The following is a 15,185-nucleotide window of genomic DNA, read 5'->3' on the forward strand; positions in this document are numbered from 1 at the left end:
GACCGCGCACGATGCGAACGCCTCGTCCAACGGGGTGGGCCGGACTGGCTGCCGCCCGCGAAGCCTCGATGTCATGGTCCGCACCTGCGATGCCCTGCTGGTGGCGGGTGTGGCCGCGTATTCCTCGTACATCCATCAGAGACGATTCGCCCTGCTCGACGGAGCAGACCCGAGAGTCGACATGCGCTGCCGGAATTGCACCTCTGAGCTTGCTCCGGTTTGACGGACACGGTGGTTGTGTCGGTCGGGCCGCCAGGGCGGCTTCGTACTCGTTGGGGCTGCGGTAGCCCAGGCTGCTGTGCAGGCGGTGGACGTTGTACCAGCCCTCGATGAACTCGAAGATCGCCGTGTGGGCGGCGGCCCGGCTGGCCCACATCTGGTGGTGGCCGGCGCCCAGCTCGCGCTTGAGGGTAGCGAAGAGCGACTCCGCCAGGGCGTTGTCCCAGCACACCCCGGTCCTCCCGGTGGACAGCCGAATGCCGAAACGGCCACTCACCTGGGCGAATTGACGACTGGTGTATTGGCTGCCGCGGTGATCGGCGGTGGCCCAGCCGACCACTTTGCGGGACTGCGACGTCGATCACGGTGGCGAGACAGAGCCCGCGCTGCAGCAGGTCCGGACGCCGTCCCGCGTGCGGGTCCGGGATGGTGGCGCGGGCCCGACGTCTGCGGCGCCGGCCGGCGAGCTGGGCCTGGCGCATCACCCGCGCGACCCGGCGCCGTCCGCACCGCACGCCCTCGCGCCGCAGCGCGGCATGCACGCGCGGGACACCGTAGGCGCCGCGCGAACGGGTATGCACCGCTTGGATCTGTTCGGTCAGCTCTGCGTCCTGCCGCCGCGCGGCGAAGCGACGCCGCTGCGGCGGGCGTAGAAGGCGGCACGGGAGACCTTGAGCAGTTCACACGCCTGTTTGACGCTGTGGCCTGTCTGCTTCTCCGCCTCGATGAACGGATCCACCGTCACCGGGTTTCTGTCGCGAAGAAAGCCGTCGCACGCTTGAGCACGTCCACGTCCTGCTGCAGCCGCCGGTTCTCGGCTGCCCGTAGCCGGACCAGCTCGGCCCGCTCATCGCTGGTCAGGCCCGTTCTTCACCGGCATCGACCTTGGCCTGGCTGACCGACAACCGCACCGCGGTCTCGGTCAGATCGAAGTCCTTGGCCACCTGGCCGACCGAGCGGTCCCCGCGGCGGGGCGCAGGTCGACCCACCCGCCCTGCAGACGCTGCAGTGTCTTCCGGACGGGCTGCCGGCTCACGCCGAGGCGCTCCGCCGGCTCGGCCTCCACCAGGTGCCGGCCGGCGGTTGAGGCGGGGACGGGTGGCGAGCCCAATGCGACCTGCAGTTCGGGCATGAGCGACCTCCTTCGCGGCGACCGGGCGTGTGCCGGGCGGACTGCGTGCGATGGACGGTCCGGACCATCGGTCCTGGCACCGGAGCCGGCGACGCGGGGACTCGCGATTCTGCATGCCGCGCCCCTGGCGTTCGGAGAGGATCCAGCATACTGTATGCAATCAACGCGCCTTTGGGCAGCGGATCGGACCACGTCGCCCACGAGGGGGTCGCCCCGTGTCATACCGCACCGCACTCACCCGCGTCCTGGACGACGTCGTCGCGCCGGGCGCCGAAGTCGTGCGCACGCGCGGCGTGTTCCCGAGACGGGCGGTCACGGCGCTCGGCCGGGCGGGGCTGCTCGGGCTCACCGTCTCCGCCGGGTCCGGCGGTGCGGGTCTGGGGCTCGCGGAGGCCGCCGCCGTGCTGGCCCGTACCACGGAGGTCTGCCCGGCGACCACCGCCGTGCTGCGCTCGCACTACGCGGCGGTCGCCGTCGTCGAGTCGTACGGCGGTCCCTGGCTGCGCGGTGAGATCGGCGCCGGGCGTCATCTGTGCTCGCTCGCGCTCGCCGAGGACGGCGAGGGTGAACCCGGGGTCGGCCTCGGCCTGCTCACGCCGCACGCCACGGCTGAGAGGCGCGGGGAAGTGGTCGCCCTCAGCGCCCGCAAGCACCACGTGGTCGCGGCCGGGGAGGCCGATACGTACCTCTGGTCGACGCGGCCGTACGCCGCACCGGACGGGTTGAGCCTGTGGGCGGTGCCGGCGTACGCCCCCGACCTCTACGTCCCGTCCGGGGCGGGGAGTTCGGGGCCGCGCGGGAGCGGGATGTCCACCGTCTGCGCCGACCCGGTGCTCGTGCCCGCCGACGTGATGCTCGGCGAGGACGGCGAAGGGCTCGACATCCTGCTGCGTACGGTCCTGCCCTGGCTGTTCGAGCTGCGCGGGACGGACCGGGTGGCCGCGGGTGGTGGCGGACTGACACCCGCGCGCCTGTGAACAGCGCCTCGCGGTAGGGGATTCGGGCGGCGGATCCCGTCCGGGCCTCTTTACCGCGGGCTACTGTATACAGAAGTCTGTATGGAGTGATCTCAGTCTCCCGCGACTGTCGCCGGAGACCCGCACGACGGAGGCGAAGCGATCATGACGACCAGCGGGACGGACACGGCGCTCGAGGTCGAGAGCGTGGTGAGAGGGGCGGCGGCCGCACACCGCGGTCAGCGCGGGGCGCTGCTTCCGGTACTCCACGCCGTACAGGCCGAGTTGGGGTGTGTGCCGCAGGAGGCGATCCCCGTGCTCGCCGACGAGTTCAACCTCTCCCGCGCCGACGTCCACGGAGTGGTGACCTTCTACCACGACTTCCGCCGGGAGCCGGCGGGCCGCCGCACGGTCCGCGTCTGCCGCGGCGAGGCGTGCCAGGCCCAGGGCGCCGCCGAGTTGGTGGCGTACGCGCGGGCGTCGGGCGTCGGCCTCGGCGAGACCAGCGCCGACGGCGCGGTCACCGTCGAGCAGGTCTTCTGCCTCGGCAACTGCGCGCTCGGCCCGGCGGTGGAGGCCGACGGACGCCTGCACGGCCGGGTGACCCCGGCGGCCCTCGGCGCGCTGCTGAACGGGACGGTGTGACGATGACTCCGGCACGCACCACCGTGTACGTCCCCCGCGACGCCGCCGCCCGCTCCGTCGGTGCCGACGAGGTCGCCGCGGCCCTCCAGCAGGCACTCACCGCCTGCGACCCCCCGGCCGACGCCACCGTCGTACGCAACGGATCGCGCGGCATGCTCTGGCTCGAACCCCTCGTCGAGGTCACCACCGAGCGCGGCCGCATCGGTTACGGCCCGGTCACCCCCGACGACGTCCCCGGGCTGCTCGCCGCGGGCCTCCTCGACGGGGCAGAGGGCCACCCGTTGTGCCTCGGCCCGGTGGACGAACTCCCGTGGCTGGCCCGGCAGAACCGGGTCACCTTCGCCCGCGTCGGCGTCATCGACCCGCTCTCCCCGGCCGACTACACGGCGCACGGCGGCCTGCGCGGCCTGCGGGCCGCCCTCGCGATGGACCCCGCGGACGTCGTCACCGAGGTCACCGAGTCCGGTCTGCGCGGGCGCGGCGGCGCCGGCTTCCCCGCCGGCATCAAGTGGAAGACCGTCCTGGACTGCACGGACGAGCTGAAGTTCGTCTGCTGCAACGCCGACGAGGGCGACAGCGGTACCTTCGCCGACCGGATGGTGATGGAGGGCGACCCCTTCCTGCTCATCGAGGGCATGACGATCGCCGCACACGCCGTCGGCGCGAGCGAGGGCTACCTCTACATCCGCTCCGAGTACCCGGACGCCATCGCCACGATGCGCGCCGCCATCGAGGCGGCGCGCGCCGAGGGCTGGCTCGGACGCGCCATCCTCGGCTCCTCACTCGACTTCGACCTGCATGTACGGGTCGGCGCCGGCGCGTACATCTGCGGCGAGGAGACCTCCATGCTGGAGAGCCTGGAGGGCAAGCGCGGCATGGTCCGCGCCAAGCCGCCGATCCCCGCGATCGAGGGCCTGTTCGGCAGGCCGACGGTCGTCAACAACGTCCTCACCCTCACCACCGTCCCCGTCGTCCTCGCCGACGGCGCCAAGGCGTACCAGGACCTCGGCGTCGGCCGCTCCCGCGGCACGCAGGTCTTCCAGCTCGGCGGCAACCTCGCCCGCGGCGGCATCGTGGAGACGGCGTTCGGCATCACGCTGCGGGAGCTGATCGAGGACTACGGCGGCGGCACGCGCAGCGGGCGCCCGGTGCGCACGGTGCAGGTGGGCGGTCCGCTGGGCGCGTACCTGCCTCAGGAGCAGTTCGACCTGCCCATGGACTACGAGGCGTTCGCCGAGGCCGGGGCGATGCTCGGGCACGGCGGGATCGTGGTCTTCGACGACTCCGTGGACATGGCGGCGCAGGCGCGCTTCGCGATGGAGTTCTGCGCGGAGGAGTCCTGCGGCAAGTGCACTCCCTGCCGGGTCGGCGCGGTCCGCGGCGTCGAGGTCATCGACAAGATCGTCGCGGGTGAGCACCGCGACGAGAACCTGGCCCTGCTCGAGGACCTCTGCGAGCTGATGACGGACGGCTCGCTGTGCGCCATGGGCGGCCTGACGCCGCTGCCCGTACGCAGTGCGCTCGCGCACTTCCCCGACGACTTCCTCGGCGGTCGCACGCTCATCGGCATCACCCCGGTCAGCACCAGGACGGAGGGCATGGCATGACGCTCCTGAAGGAACCCGATTTCGGCACCCCCGCACAGCCCGGACCTGCCACGGTGTCCGTGGAGATCGACGGTATGCCGGTCACCGTCCCCGAGGGCACCTCGGTGATGCGGGCCGCCGCGCAGGCCGGCGTCGACATACCGAAGCTGTGCGCGACCGACAGCCTGGACGCGTTCGGCTCCTGCCGGCTGTGCGTCGTGGAGATCGACGGACGGCGCGGCACCCCCGCCTCCTGTACGACCCCGTGCAGCGAGGGCATGTCCGTACGCACCCAGACCCCCAAGGTGGAGAAGCTGCGCCAGGGCGTCATGGAGCTATACATCTCCGACCACCCCCTGGACTGCCTGACCTGCCCCGCCAACGGGGACTGCGAACTCCAGGACATGGCCGGCGTGGTGGGTCTGCGCCAGGTCCGCTACGGCTACGAGGGCGCGAACCACCTCGACGCCGAGAAGGACACGTCGAACCCGTACTTCGACTTCGACCCGTCCAAGTGCATCGCCTGCTCGCGCTGTGTGCGGGCGTGCGGGGAGGTGCAGGGGACGTTCGCGCTGACCATCGAGGGGCGCGGCTTCGACTCCAAGGTCTCGCCGGGGGCGGGGGAGTCGTTCATGGACTCCGAGTGCGTCTCCTGCGGCGCGTGTGTGCAGGCGTGCCCGACCTCCACGCTGCAGGAGCGCTCGGTGGTCGAACTGGGCATGCCGACCCGGTCGGTGGTGACGACGTGCGCGTACTGCGGTGTCGGCTGCAGCTTCAAGGCCGAGCTGCGCGGCGACGAACTCGTCCGCATGGTCCCGCACAAGGACGGCGGCGCCAACGAGGGCCACTCCTGCGTCAAGGGCCGCTTCGCCTTCGGCTACGCCAGCCACCCGGACCGGCAGCTCAAGCCGATGGTGCGGGAGCGGATCACCGACCCGTGGCGCGAGGTCGACTGGGACGAGGCGATCGGCACGGTCGCCCGCCGGATGCGCGAGCTCCAGGGCGCGTACGGGCCGGGCGCGATCGGCGCCATCACCTCCTCGCGGTGTACGAACGAGGAGGTGTACGTCGTCCAGAAGATGGTCCGCGCCGCCTTCGGCAACAACAACGTCGACACCTGCGCCCGCGTCTGCCACTCGCCGACCGGCTACGGCCTGAAGCAGACGTTCGGCGAGTCGGCCGGCACCCAGGACTTCCGTTCCGTCGCCGAGGCCGACGTCATCGTGGTGATCGGCGCCAACCCGACCGACGGCCACCCCGTCTTCGCCTCCCGGATGAAGAAGCGGCTGCGTGAGGGCGCCCAGCTGATCGTGGTCGACCCGCGCCGTATCGACCTGGTGCGCTCGCCGCACATCGAGGCCGCGCACCATCTGCAGCTGCGGCCCTCGACGAACGTCGCCGTCGTCAACGCGATGGCGCACGTGGTGGTCACCGAGGGCCTGGTCGACAAGGACTTCGTCGACCGGCGCTGCGAGGGCTACGACGAGTGGGCCGAGTTCGTCGCCCGCCCCGAGAACAGCCCCGAGGCGACGGAGGAGATCACCGGCGTCCCGGCCGCCGACCTGCGCGCCGCCACCCGCCTGTACGCGACCGCCCGCAACGGCGCCATCTACTACGGCCTCGGCGTCACCGAGCACAGCCAGGGCTCGACGATGGTGATGGGCATGGCCAACCTGGCGATGGCCTGCGGCAACATCGGCCGCGACGGCGTCGGCATCAACCCGCTGCGCGGCCAGAACAACGTCCAGGGCTCCTGTGACATGGGCTCCTTCCCGCACGAGCTGCCGGGCTACCGCCACGTCTCGGACGACGCGGTGCGCACCGTCTTCGAGAAGCTGTGGGGCGGCACGCTCCTCGCCGAACCGGGCCTGCGCATCCCGAACATGTTCGACGCGGCGATCGACGGCACGTTCCGCGGGCTGTTCGTGCACGGCGAGGACATCGCGCAGTCCGACCCGAACCTGGGCCACGTTACGGCGGCGCTGGAGGCCATGGACCTGGTCGTCGTCCAGGACCTGTTCCTGAACGAGACGGCCAAGTTCGCCCATGTCTTCCTGCCGGGCGCGTCCTTCCTGGAGAAGGACGGCACGTTCACCAACGCCGAGCGGCGCATCAACCGGGTGCGGGCCGTGATGAAGCCGAAGACCGGCAAGCACGAGTGGCAGATCGTCACCGAGATCGCGACCGCGATGGGCCACCCCATGGCGTACGACCACCCCTCGCAGATCATGGACGAGATCGCCTCGGTCACCCCGACCTTCACCGGCGTCTCCTTCGAGCTCCTCGACAAGCTCGGCAGCGTGCAGTGGCCGTGCAACGAGGAGGCGCCCGAGGGCACCCCGGTCATGCACGTCGAGGAGTTCGTACGCGGCAAGGGGCGGTTCGTCGTCACCTCGTACGTGCCGACGCGCGAGCGGTCCACGCGCCGCTTCCCGCTGGTGCTCACCACGGGCCGCATCCTCAGCCAGTACAACGTCGGCGCGCAGACCCGCCGTACCGGCAACGTCGCCTGGCACCCCGAGGACCTGCTGGAGCTGCACCCGCACGACGCCGAGGAGCGCGGCATCGGCGACGGCGACCTCGTCACGCTCTCCAGCCGGGTCGGTACGACGACGCTGCACGCGCAGATCTCCGACCGGATGCCGCCGGGCGTCGTCTACACCACCTTCCACCACCCGGTGACCGGGGCGAACGTGGTGACCACCGAGAACTCCGACTGGGCGACCAACTGCCCGGAGTACAAGGTGACCGCCGTCCAGGTCGCGCACGCGCCGGCGCGCACGGTGGTGGGCTGACATGGCCGCCACCGTGCCGGCCGAGCGCCGGATGGCCGACGACATCGCCCGTAACCACTCCCATCTGCCCGCCGACGTCGCCGCGCAGGCGATCGCCGGGCACATCGGCAGGTTCTGGGACCCGCGGATGCGGCAGAAGCTGTACGCGGCGGTGGACGCCGATGCGGGCGCCCTGGATCCGCTCGTCGTGGCGGCCGTACGGCTGCTGCGCTGAGCATGCGCGGCCGCCGCGCCCCGGGTGCACCGGGCAGGGCAGCGCGGCGGCCCCACACCCGCACCATCCCCCCGGACACCCGCACCACCCGATCCTGTCCGCTCACCCTCACCGGAGCAGCCACCATGAAGATCGCAGTCCTCGGTGCCGGAGCCATCGGCGCGTACGTCGGAGCCGCCCTGCACCGCGGCGGCGCGGAGGTGCACCTCGTCGCCCGCAACGACCATCTGCGCGCCATCCAGGCGAACGGCGTCACGGTCCTCAGCGACCGCGGCGACTTCACCGCCCACCCGCACGCCACCGACGACCCGAAGGAGATCGGCCCGGTCGACTACGTCTTCCTCGGGCTCAAGGCGCACTCCTACCCGTCCTCCGGCTCCCTGATCGCCCCGCTCCTCGGCGAGCACACCGCGGTGGTCGCCGGGCAGAACGGCATCCCGTGGTGGTACTTCCACAAGCTGACGGGCCCGTACGAGGGCCGCCGCATCGAGGCCGTCGACCCCGGCGGCGCCACCAGCGAGGTCCTCGACCCGCACCGGGCGATCGGCTGTGTCGTCTACCCGGCCACCGTCATCGAGTCCCCGGGCGTCATCCGGCATCTGGAGGGCACCCGCTTCTCCATCGGCGAACCCGACGGCAGCCTCTCCGAGCGGTGCAAGATGCTGAGCGAGGCCATGATCGCGGGCGGTCTCAAATGCCCGGTCGAGCCGAACCTCCGCGACGACATCTGGATCAAGCTGATGGGCAACGCCGCCTTCAACCCCATCAGCGCGCTCACCCGCGCCACGATGGTCGACATCTGCCGGCACGCGCCGAGCCGGGCCCTGGTCGTCAGTCTCATGGAGGAGATCCTCGACATCGCGGCCCGCGTCGGCTCCACCCCCGACATCTCCATCGAGCGGCGGCTGCGCGGCGCCGAGGGGGTCGGCCACCACAAGACGTCCATGCTCCAGGACCTGGAGGCCGGCAAGCAGCTGGAGCTGGACCCCATCGTCACGGCCGTCGTGGAGATGGCCGACATCACCGGCGCCGACGCGCCCACCCTGCGGGCGGTGCACGCGGCCACCGATCTGCTGGCGCGCACCGTGTCGCCGTAGCCGACGTCTTGCCAGGCCGGGGCGCCGTGGGGAACGCTGCGGAAGATCACGCGGGCGGGGGTGGCCCCGGGGAACGAGGAGCCGTAGATGCTGTTCAGGCAGTTGGAGTACTTCGTGGCGGTGGCCCGCGAGCGGCACTTCGCCCGCGCCGCGGAGTCCTGCTACGTCTCCCAGCCGGCGCTGTCGGCGGCCATCGCCAAGCTGGAGCGCGAGCTGAACGTCACCCTCATCAACCGGGGCCACAACTACCAGGGGCTCACCCCCGAGGGCGAGCGCCTGGTGGTGTGGGCGAAGCGGATCCTCGCGGAGCAGGAGGCGTTCAAGGCGGAGGTGGCCGCCGTGCAGTCGGGCGTCACGGGCACGCTGCGCCTGGGCACCGACCCGACGGCGTCCACGACGCTCGCGCTGCCGGTGGCCGCGTTCTGCTCCGCGCACCCCCTGGCCAAGGTGCAGGTGCGCTCGCGGCTGTCCACCAAGGAACTGCACCGCCAGCTGCGCGACTTCGAACTCGACGTCGCCATCGCCCACTTCGCGCCCGACGACCAGGAGGGGCTGCAGGTCGTGCCGCTCTACCAGGAGCGGTACCTGTTGCTGGTGTCCGACGACCAGTTCAAGTCCACTGCGGGGAGCATCAGCTGGGCGGACGCGGCGCAGCTGCCGCTCGCGCTGCTCACCCCCGACATGCGGATCCGGCAGATCGTCGACAAGGTCTTCGCGGACCAGGGCCTGACGGTGACCCCGCAGGTCGAGACCGACTCCATCGCCTCGCTGTACGCGCATGTGGGTGGCGGGGAGTGGGCGAGCATCGTGCCGCACACCTGGCTGCGGGCGATGCCGGTGATCGGCCGGACGCGGGCGCTGCCGCTGGTCGACCCGGAGGCCGGCGCCCAGGTGTCGGTCGCCATCCACGCGGGCACGCCGGGGTCGGTGGCGGCGCGGGCGTTCGTCGGCGCGGCCACCGGGCTCAGTCTGGACGAGGTCTTCGAACAGCCGCTGCCGGCGGCGGCGGACATCCGGGGGCGATGACCAGCCGGCCGCAGTCACGCGTACCGGTCCCGGACCGCGAGCCGGTCCAGGCCGCCCTGCGCGGTCCTCGGCAGCGACGGCACCAGCACGATCCGCTCCGGGACCGCGGCGGCGGCCAGGCGTCCGCGGCAGTACCGCAGGATCTCCTCCGGCCCCGCGCACTCCTCCCCGCGTACGACCACGGCCGCCCCGACCCGCTGTCCGCCGACCTCGTCCGGCACGGCGAACACCGCCGCCTCGGCGACCGACGGGCACCCGGTGAGGACATCCTCCACGTACTCGGGTGAGATCTTGCGGCCCCCGCGCACGATGAGGTTCTCGATGCGCCCGGCGAGGAACAGATAGCCGTCCTCGTCGAGCGACCCCAGATCCCCGGTACGCAGCCAGCCGTCCGCGAACTCCCGCTTGCCGGCGCCCGGCCGGGGCAGGTGGCCGCGGGTCACCGCCGCGCCGCGCACCCACACCTCGCCGCGTACCCCGGGCGGGCACCGGCGCCCCGCCTCGTCCACGACGCGCAGCCGCACCCCCGTCGCCCGTCCCACCGAGCCGTGCTTCAGCGGCCCCCGTGCGGGCAGCGGTTCGCTGGCGATCTGGTGGGCGGACTCCGTCATGCCGTACGCCGACAGCAGCGGTGCGCCGAACGTCCGCTCCAGGGCGCGCTGGCTGGCCGCGTTGAGCGGCGCGTTGCAGCTGCGTACGAACCTCAGGGGCGGCGGCAGCGGCGCCGGGTACTGAGCGCCCGAGCAGTCGAGCAGCGTCTCGTGGATCGTCGGCACCGCCGTGAACCAGGTGGCGCGGGCCGCGCGCAGGTCGTCCCAGAACGCCGCCGCCGAGAACCGCCCGGCCGCCGGCAGCAGCACGCAGCCCCCGCTCGCCAGCGTGGCCAGCAGCGTCGCGAACAGGCCGTGCCCGTGGAAGAACGGCATCACGGCCACGGTGGCGTCGCGCGGGCCCAGCTCGTACGACGTGCAGATGCCCTGGACGGAGGCGGCGATGTTGGAGTGCGTGAGCGGCACCATGCGGGGGCGCCGGGTGGTGCCCGCGGTGAACAGGATCAGCGCGTCGTCGGGCGCGAGGCCCGGCGGGGGCTTCCGGTCGGGTCCGGCCGCCCCGGTCAGCCCGGCGTTCTCCCCGTCCACCCGCAGCACCCAGTCGGCGACCGGTACGCCCGGCCGCGGCACCTGGTCGGCGGCTGGCACCCCCGGCGCCGCGATCACCGCCCGCGCACCGACCTCCGCCACCCTGAGCCGCAGGTCCGACTCCCCGAGGTCCGGGTCCAGCGGCGCCGTCACCAGCCCGGCCCGCGCGGCGCCCAGCAACGCGACCACGAACTCGGCGGTGTTGCGCGCCACGAGCCCCACCACGTCCCCGGGCCGCAGCCCCGCCCCGGCGAGCCGGGCGGCGACGTAACCGGTGTGCGCGTGCAACGTCCGGTAGCTCAGCGCCGTCCGCTCGCCGCCGGCGACGAGGGCGCGGGCGTCGGGCCGTTCCCGTACCGGCGCGTCGAGGAGACCGGCGAGGCCGGTGACCGTCACCGGGCGGTACGTCTGCGCGCCGCGCACGGATGCCGAGGCCGACGTGGCCATGCCTTCCACCTCCCACGCCAAAGACCGGTTCCGATACAGCAGATCCGAGCGTGCGGCGAGCGGGCCCGCACGTCCAATACGCACTGCGGAACAACCGATAGCGGCCGCTTATCAAGCACATCGCGGCAGGTCAGAGCCGCTTCCAGGGCTCCCGCGAGCCTTCGATAGACGTTGTTTATCAGCTGGTCGCCGATGGGTCTTGGACGCCGCCGCACGGGCTGCCGAAGGTGGGAACAGAAGCCGCACCGGCCAGGCCCGCCCAAGGAGGAACTCGGACCATGACCGCCCCCTCGCCCGCTGAGAACGCCGCAGGGACCCCGGCAGCCGCCGACGCGACGACCGGGCTCACCGACGGGTACCACCTGGTCGTCGACGCACTGAAGATGAACGGCGTCGAAACCATCTACGGCGTCGTCGGCATCCCCATCACCGACCTCGCCCGCCTCGCCCAGGCCCAGGGCATCCGCTACGTGGGTTTCCGTCACGAGTCCAACGCCGGGCACGCCGCCGCCATCGCCGGCTACCTCACCAAGAAGCCCGGCATCGCGCTCACCGTCTCCGCGCCGGGCTTCCTCAACGGCCTGGTCGCCCTCGCCAACGCCACCACCAACTGCTTCCCGATGGTGCAGATCTCCGGCTCCAGCGAGCGCCACCTCGTCGACCTCAAGCAGGGCGACTACGAGGAGATGGACCAGCTCGCCGCCGCCCAGCCGTTCGTCAAGGCGGCCTACCGCGTCAGCCGTATCGAGGACATCGGCCGCGGCATCGCCCGCGCCCTGCGCACCGCGATCTCCGGCCGGCCCGGCGGCGTCTACCTCGACATCCCCGCCGCCGTCCTCGGCGCCATCATGGACGAGGCGGAGGGCGCGAAGACCCTCAGCCGCCTCGTCGACCCGGCGCCGCGCATGCTGCCCGCCGCCGACGCCGTGGACCGCGCGATCGACCTCCTCGCGAGCGCCGAACGGCCGCTGATCGTGCTCGGCAAGGGCGCCGCCTACGCGCAGGCCGACGACAAGGTCCGCGCCTTCGTCGAGTCCACCGGCATCCCGTACGTGCCGATGTCGATGGCCAAGGGCCTGCTGCCCGACGACCACCCGCAGTCCGCCGCCACCGCCCGCTCCCTGGCTCTCAAGAGCGCCGACGTGGTCATGCTGGTCGGCGCCCGCCTCAACTGGCTGCTGGGCCACGGCGAGCGGGGCTGGAACCCGGACGCGAAGTTCATCCAGGTCGACATCGAGCCCGCCGAGATGGACAGCAACCAGCCGATCGCCGCGCCGCTGGTCGGCGACATCGAGTCCGTCCTCGACGCGCTCGCCGAGCGGACCAAGCCGGGCCAGATCCAGGCGCCCGCCGCCTGGCGCGAGCAGCTCGGCGCCCGCTCCGCGCAGAACGTCGCGAAGATGGCGAAGAAGCTCGAGGCGGACCCGCACCCCATGCAGTTCATGGGCGCGCTGAAGGCCGTACGGGACGTCATCCGCGCCCGCCCCGAGACGTACCTCGTCAACGAGGGTGCCAACGCCCTGGACATCGCCCGCAACGTCATCGACATGCACGTACCGCGCCACCGCCTCGACAGCGGCACCTGGGGCGTGATGGGCATCGGCATGGGCTACGCGATCGCCGCGGCCGTCGAGGGGGGCGGCGCGCCGGTCGTGGCCGTCGAGGGCGACAGCGCCTTCGGGTTCAGCGGGATGGAGCTGGAGACGATCTGCCGCTACAAGCTCCCCGTCATCACCGTGATCATGAACAACGGCGGGGTCTACCGCGGCGACGACGCCAACCCGTACGACGACGAGCCCTCGCCCACGACCCTGATGGGCGCCGCCCGCCACGACCTGATGATCGAGGCGTTCGGCGGCAAGGGCTACCGCGCCACCACCCCCGCGGAGGTCACCGCGGCCCTCACCGAGGCCATCGCGGCCGGCGGCCCGGCGCTCATCGACTGCGTCATCGACCCGTCGGCCGGCACCGAGAGCGGCCACATCTCGCACCTCAACCCCAAGGGCATCACGGTCGGCAACATCACGCCGGCGAAGAACTGAGAGGAAGCAGTCAATCATGAGTGAAAAGCCGCTCGCCGGAATCAAGGTGATCGACTTCACCGGGGTCCAGGCCGGTCCGGCCTGTACGCAGATGCTCGCCTGGTTCGGCGCCGACGTCCTGAAGGTCGAGCGCACCGCCGGCGGCGACGTCACCCGCAACCAGCTGCGCGACGACCCCGACCTGGACGCGCTCTACTTCACCATGCTCAACAGCAACAAGCGCTCCCTCGCCATCAACACCAAGACCCCGGAGGGCAAGGAGGTCCTGGAGAAGCTGATCGAGGGCGCCGACGTCCTGGTCGAGAACTTCGCCCCGGGCGCCCTGGACCGGATGGGCTTCACCTGGGAGCGCATCCAGGAGCTCAACCCGCGCCTGATCTTCGGCTCCGTGAAGGGCTTCAACAGCGAGTCCTCCTGGAACGACCTCAAGGTCTACGAGAACGTCGCCCAGTGCGCCGGCGGCGCCGCCTCCACCACCGGCTTCTGGGACGGCCCGCCGACCATCTCCGGTGCCGCGATCGGCGACACCAACACCGGGATGCACCTGGCGATCGGCATCCTCACCGCGATCATCGACCGGAACAGGACCGGCAGGGGCCAGAAGGTCTCCGTCTCCATGCAGGACGCCGTCCTCAACCTCTGCCGCGTCAAGCTCCGCGACCAGCAGCGCCTGGAGAAGGTCGGCTACCTCGAGGAGTACCCGCAGTACCCGAACGGCGAGTTCACGGACGTCGTACCGCGCGGCGGCAACGCGGGCGGCGGCGGCCAGCCCGGCTGGGTGCTGAAGTGCAAGGGCTGGGAGGACGACCCGAACGCGTACATCTACTTCACCGTCCAGGAGCAGAACTGGAAGCGCACGGCCGAGGCCATCGGCCACCCGGAGTGGGCCGAGGACCCCGGGTACTCCACCGCCCGGGCCCGCCAGTCGCACATCTTCGAGATCTTCGCCGAGATCGAGAAGTGGCTCGCGGACAAGACGAAGTACGAGGCGGTGGACATCCTGCGCGAGTGGGAGGTCCCCTGCGCCCCGGTGATGAGCATGAAGGAGATCGCCTACGACGAGGACCTGCGGCGCAGCGGCACGGTCGTCGAGGTCGAGCAGAAGGGCCGCGGCACGTTCCTCACCGTCGGCAGCCCGGTGAAGTTCTCGTCCTTCAAGCCGGAGGTCACCGGCGCCCCGCTGCTCGGTGAGCACAGCTCCGAGGTGCTGGTCGAGCTGGGTTACGACGAGCAGACCATCGGCCGGCTGAAGGAGTCGGGCGTCATCGTCTGACGCGTGGGAACGGAGAAGCGGTCGCACTGTGTAGAGTGCGACCGCTTCTTCATGTGCTCACATGCGTTGTCTTCCAGGTGCTCACGTACGCGGTGAGGTCAGATGGTGGCCCCGGCCCGCCGCTGCATGCGCTCCCGCTCCCGCTCGCGCCGTGCTGTGACGTCACGGACGACCGCCCCGCAGTACGCGCTGCCGTCGGGCCCGGTGAGCAGGACGACGCTGAACTCGATGGAGATACGGCGCCCGTCGGCGGTCAGCGCGGGGACGCCGAGGACGTCGGACTCCCCGTAGCGGCTGGTGCCGCGGGCCATGGCCGCGTCGAATCCCTCCCAGTGCCGCGTGCGGTGCTTCTCCGGGATGATCACGTCCAGGCTCCGGCCGGCCGCCTCCTCGGCCGTGAAGCCGAAGATCCGCTCCGCGCCCTTGTTCCAGTAGCGGATGAGGCCCGCGCTGTCGATGATCATGATGCCGTCGGGCGCCTGGGCCGACATGCCCAGTATCACCTCGGGGTCCAGGTCCAGCTGCGTCATGTTCCCTCCGGACAACTTCCGTGCGTACGAGCGTCGTTCGTGCAGACTGTATACAGGATCCGTTCGGTGGGGAAGTGGTGCACC

Annotated in this window: 12 protein-coding genes and 2 pseudogenes; 9 read left to right on the forward strand and 5 right to left on the reverse strand. The window is 71.7% G+C overall.

Annotated elements, in window-relative coordinates:
* Positions 1-274: 274 nt before the first annotated feature.
* From AB0M28_RS13045 to AB0M28_RS13055, 3 genes and pseudogenes are all read right to left on the reverse strand, one after another.
* A pseudogene (locus tag AB0M28_RS13045) lies at positions 275-559 on the reverse strand (integrase core domain-containing protein); the annotation flags it as partial.
* Between the two features lie 160 nt (positions 560-719).
* Positions 720-800, reverse strand: a pseudogene (locus tag AB0M28_RS13050) (IS3 family transposase); the annotation flags it as partial.
* A 17-nt stretch (positions 801-817) separates the two neighbouring features.
* On the reverse strand, positions 818-964 hold the full coding sequence (locus tag AB0M28_RS13055; protein ID WP_365402414.1) for a hypothetical protein: 147 nt from the start codon (positions 962-964) through the stop codon (positions 818-820).
* Positions 965-1,566: 602 nt separating this feature from the next.
* On the opposite strand from AB0M28_RS13055, the gene AB0M28_RS13060 reads away from it, so the two are divergent.
* From AB0M28_RS13060 to AB0M28_RS13090, 7 genes are all read left to right on the forward strand, one after another.
* Complete coding sequence (locus AB0M28_RS13060; RefSeq protein ID WP_365402417.1) at positions 1,567-2,328, forward strand: acyl-CoA dehydrogenase family protein; 762 nt, start codon at positions 1,567-1,569, stop codon at positions 2,326-2,328.
* 144 nt (positions 2,329-2,472) lie between these two features.
* On the forward strand, positions 2,473-2,952 hold the full coding sequence (locus AB0M28_RS13065; protein WP_365402420.1) for an NAD(P)H-dependent oxidoreductase subunit E: 480 nt from the start codon (positions 2,473-2,475) through the stop codon (positions 2,950-2,952).
* Positions 2,953-2,954: 2 nt separating this feature from the next.
* Positions 2,955-4,559 (forward strand): NADH-ubiquinone oxidoreductase-F iron-sulfur binding region domain-containing protein, encoded by a 1,605-nt coding sequence (locus AB0M28_RS13070; protein ID WP_365402423.1) that lies wholly within the window; start codon positions 2,955-2,957, stop codon positions 4,557-4,559.
* Entirely contained in the window at positions 4,556-7,333 is a 2,778-nt protein-coding gene (gene fdhF, locus AB0M28_RS13075; RefSeq protein WP_365402426.1) for a formate dehydrogenase subunit alpha, read from the forward strand. The genes AB0M28_RS13070 and fdhF overlap by 4 nt, the downstream gene beginning before the upstream one ends.
* Before the next feature lies 1 nt (position 7,334).
* Positions 7,335-7,547: a formate dehydrogenase subunit delta gene (locus AB0M28_RS13080; RefSeq protein WP_365402429.1), complete on the forward strand. Its 213-nt coding sequence runs from the start codon at positions 7,335-7,337 to the stop codon at positions 7,545-7,547.
* 125 nt (positions 7,548-7,672) lie between these two features.
* Positions 7,673-8,644: a 2-dehydropantoate 2-reductase gene (locus AB0M28_RS13085; RefSeq protein WP_365402432.1), complete on the forward strand. Its 972-nt coding sequence runs from the start codon at positions 7,673-7,675 to the stop codon at positions 8,642-8,644.
* Positions 8,645-8,731: 87 nt separating this feature from the next.
* Positions 8,732-9,670 carry a LysR family transcriptional regulator gene (locus tag AB0M28_RS13090; RefSeq protein WP_365402435.1) on the forward strand — a complete coding sequence of 313 codons (939 nt, stop codon included), beginning with the start codon at positions 8,732-8,734 and terminating at the stop codon, positions 9,668-9,670.
* A 14-nt stretch (positions 9,671-9,684) separates the two neighbouring features.
* Here the strand turns inward: AB0M28_RS13090 and AB0M28_RS13095 are convergent, their stop codons facing one another.
* Positions 9,685-11,256, reverse strand: a complete 1,572-nt coding sequence (locus tag AB0M28_RS13095; protein ID WP_365402438.1) for a FadD7 family fatty acid--CoA ligase — start codon at positions 11,254-11,256, stop codon at positions 9,685-9,687.
* A 278-nt stretch (positions 11,257-11,534) separates the two neighbouring features.
* Here AB0M28_RS13095 and oxc point away from each other — a divergent pair, with 278 nt between their 5' ends.
* Positions 11,535-13,298, forward strand: a complete 1,764-nt coding sequence (gene oxc / locus AB0M28_RS13100) for an oxalyl-CoA decarboxylase (protein ID WP_365402441.1) — start codon at positions 11,535-11,537, stop codon at positions 13,296-13,298.
* 16 nt (positions 13,299-13,314) lie between these two features.
* Positions 13,315-14,571 carry a formyl-CoA transferase gene (gene frc / locus AB0M28_RS13105; RefSeq protein ID WP_365402444.1) on the forward strand — a complete coding sequence of 419 codons (1,257 nt, stop codon included), beginning with the start codon at positions 13,315-13,317 and terminating at the stop codon, positions 14,569-14,571.
* Between the two features lie 98 nt (positions 14,572-14,669).
* Here the strand turns inward: frc and AB0M28_RS13110 are convergent, their stop codons facing one another.
* A complete protein-coding gene (locus AB0M28_RS13110; protein ID WP_365402447.1) occupies positions 14,670-15,101 on the reverse strand; it encodes a PAS domain S-box protein in 432 nt (143 codons plus the stop codon).
* Positions 15,102-15,185 lie beyond the last annotated feature (84 nt).

Source organism: Streptomyces sp. NPDC051940, from assembly GCF_040680895.1.
GTDB lineage: Bacteria > Actinomycetota > Actinomycetes > Streptomycetales > Streptomycetaceae > Streptomyces.

What these genes read in the sequence shown, in the direction of transcription:
- AB0M28_RS13090 (WP_365402435.1), top strand. Translation starts at nt 8,732, where the DNA reads ATGCTGTTCAGGCAGTTGGAGTACTTCGTGGCGGTGGCCCGCGAGCGG.
- AB0M28_RS13085 (WP_365402432.1), top strand. Translation starts at nt 7,673, where the DNA reads ATGAAGATCGCAGTCCTCGGTGCCGGAGCCATCGGCGCGTACGTCGGA.
- AB0M28_RS13110 (WP_365402447.1), bottom strand. Translation starts at nt 15,101, where the DNA reads ATGACGCAGCTGGACCTGGACCCCGAGGTGATACTGGGCATGTCGGCC.
- AB0M28_RS13080 (WP_365402429.1), top strand. Translation starts at nt 7,335, where the DNA reads ATGGCCGCCACCGTGCCGGCCGAGCGCCGGATGGCCGACGACATCGCC.
- AB0M28_RS13070 (WP_365402423.1), top strand. Translation starts at nt 2,955, where the DNA reads ATGACTCCGGCACGCACCACCGTGTACGTCCCCCGCGACGCCGCCGCC.
- AB0M28_RS13095 (WP_365402438.1), bottom strand. Translation starts at nt 11,256, where the DNA reads ATGGCCACGTCGGCCTCGGCATCCGTGCGCGGCGCGCAGACGTACCGC.
- frc (WP_365402444.1), top strand. Translation starts at nt 13,315, where the DNA reads ATGAGTGAAAAGCCGCTCGCCGGAATCAAGGTGATCGACTTCACCGGG.
- AB0M28_RS13065 (WP_365402420.1), top strand. Translation starts at nt 2,473, where the DNA reads ATGACGACCAGCGGGACGGACACGGCGCTCGAGGTCGAGAGCGTGGTG.
- fdhF (WP_365402426.1), top strand. Translation starts at nt 4,556, where the DNA reads ATGACGCTCCTGAAGGAACCCGATTTCGGCACCCCCGCACAGCCCGGA.
- oxc (WP_365402441.1), top strand. Translation starts at nt 11,535, where the DNA reads ATGACCGCCCCCTCGCCCGCTGAGAACGCCGCAGGGACCCCGGCAGCC.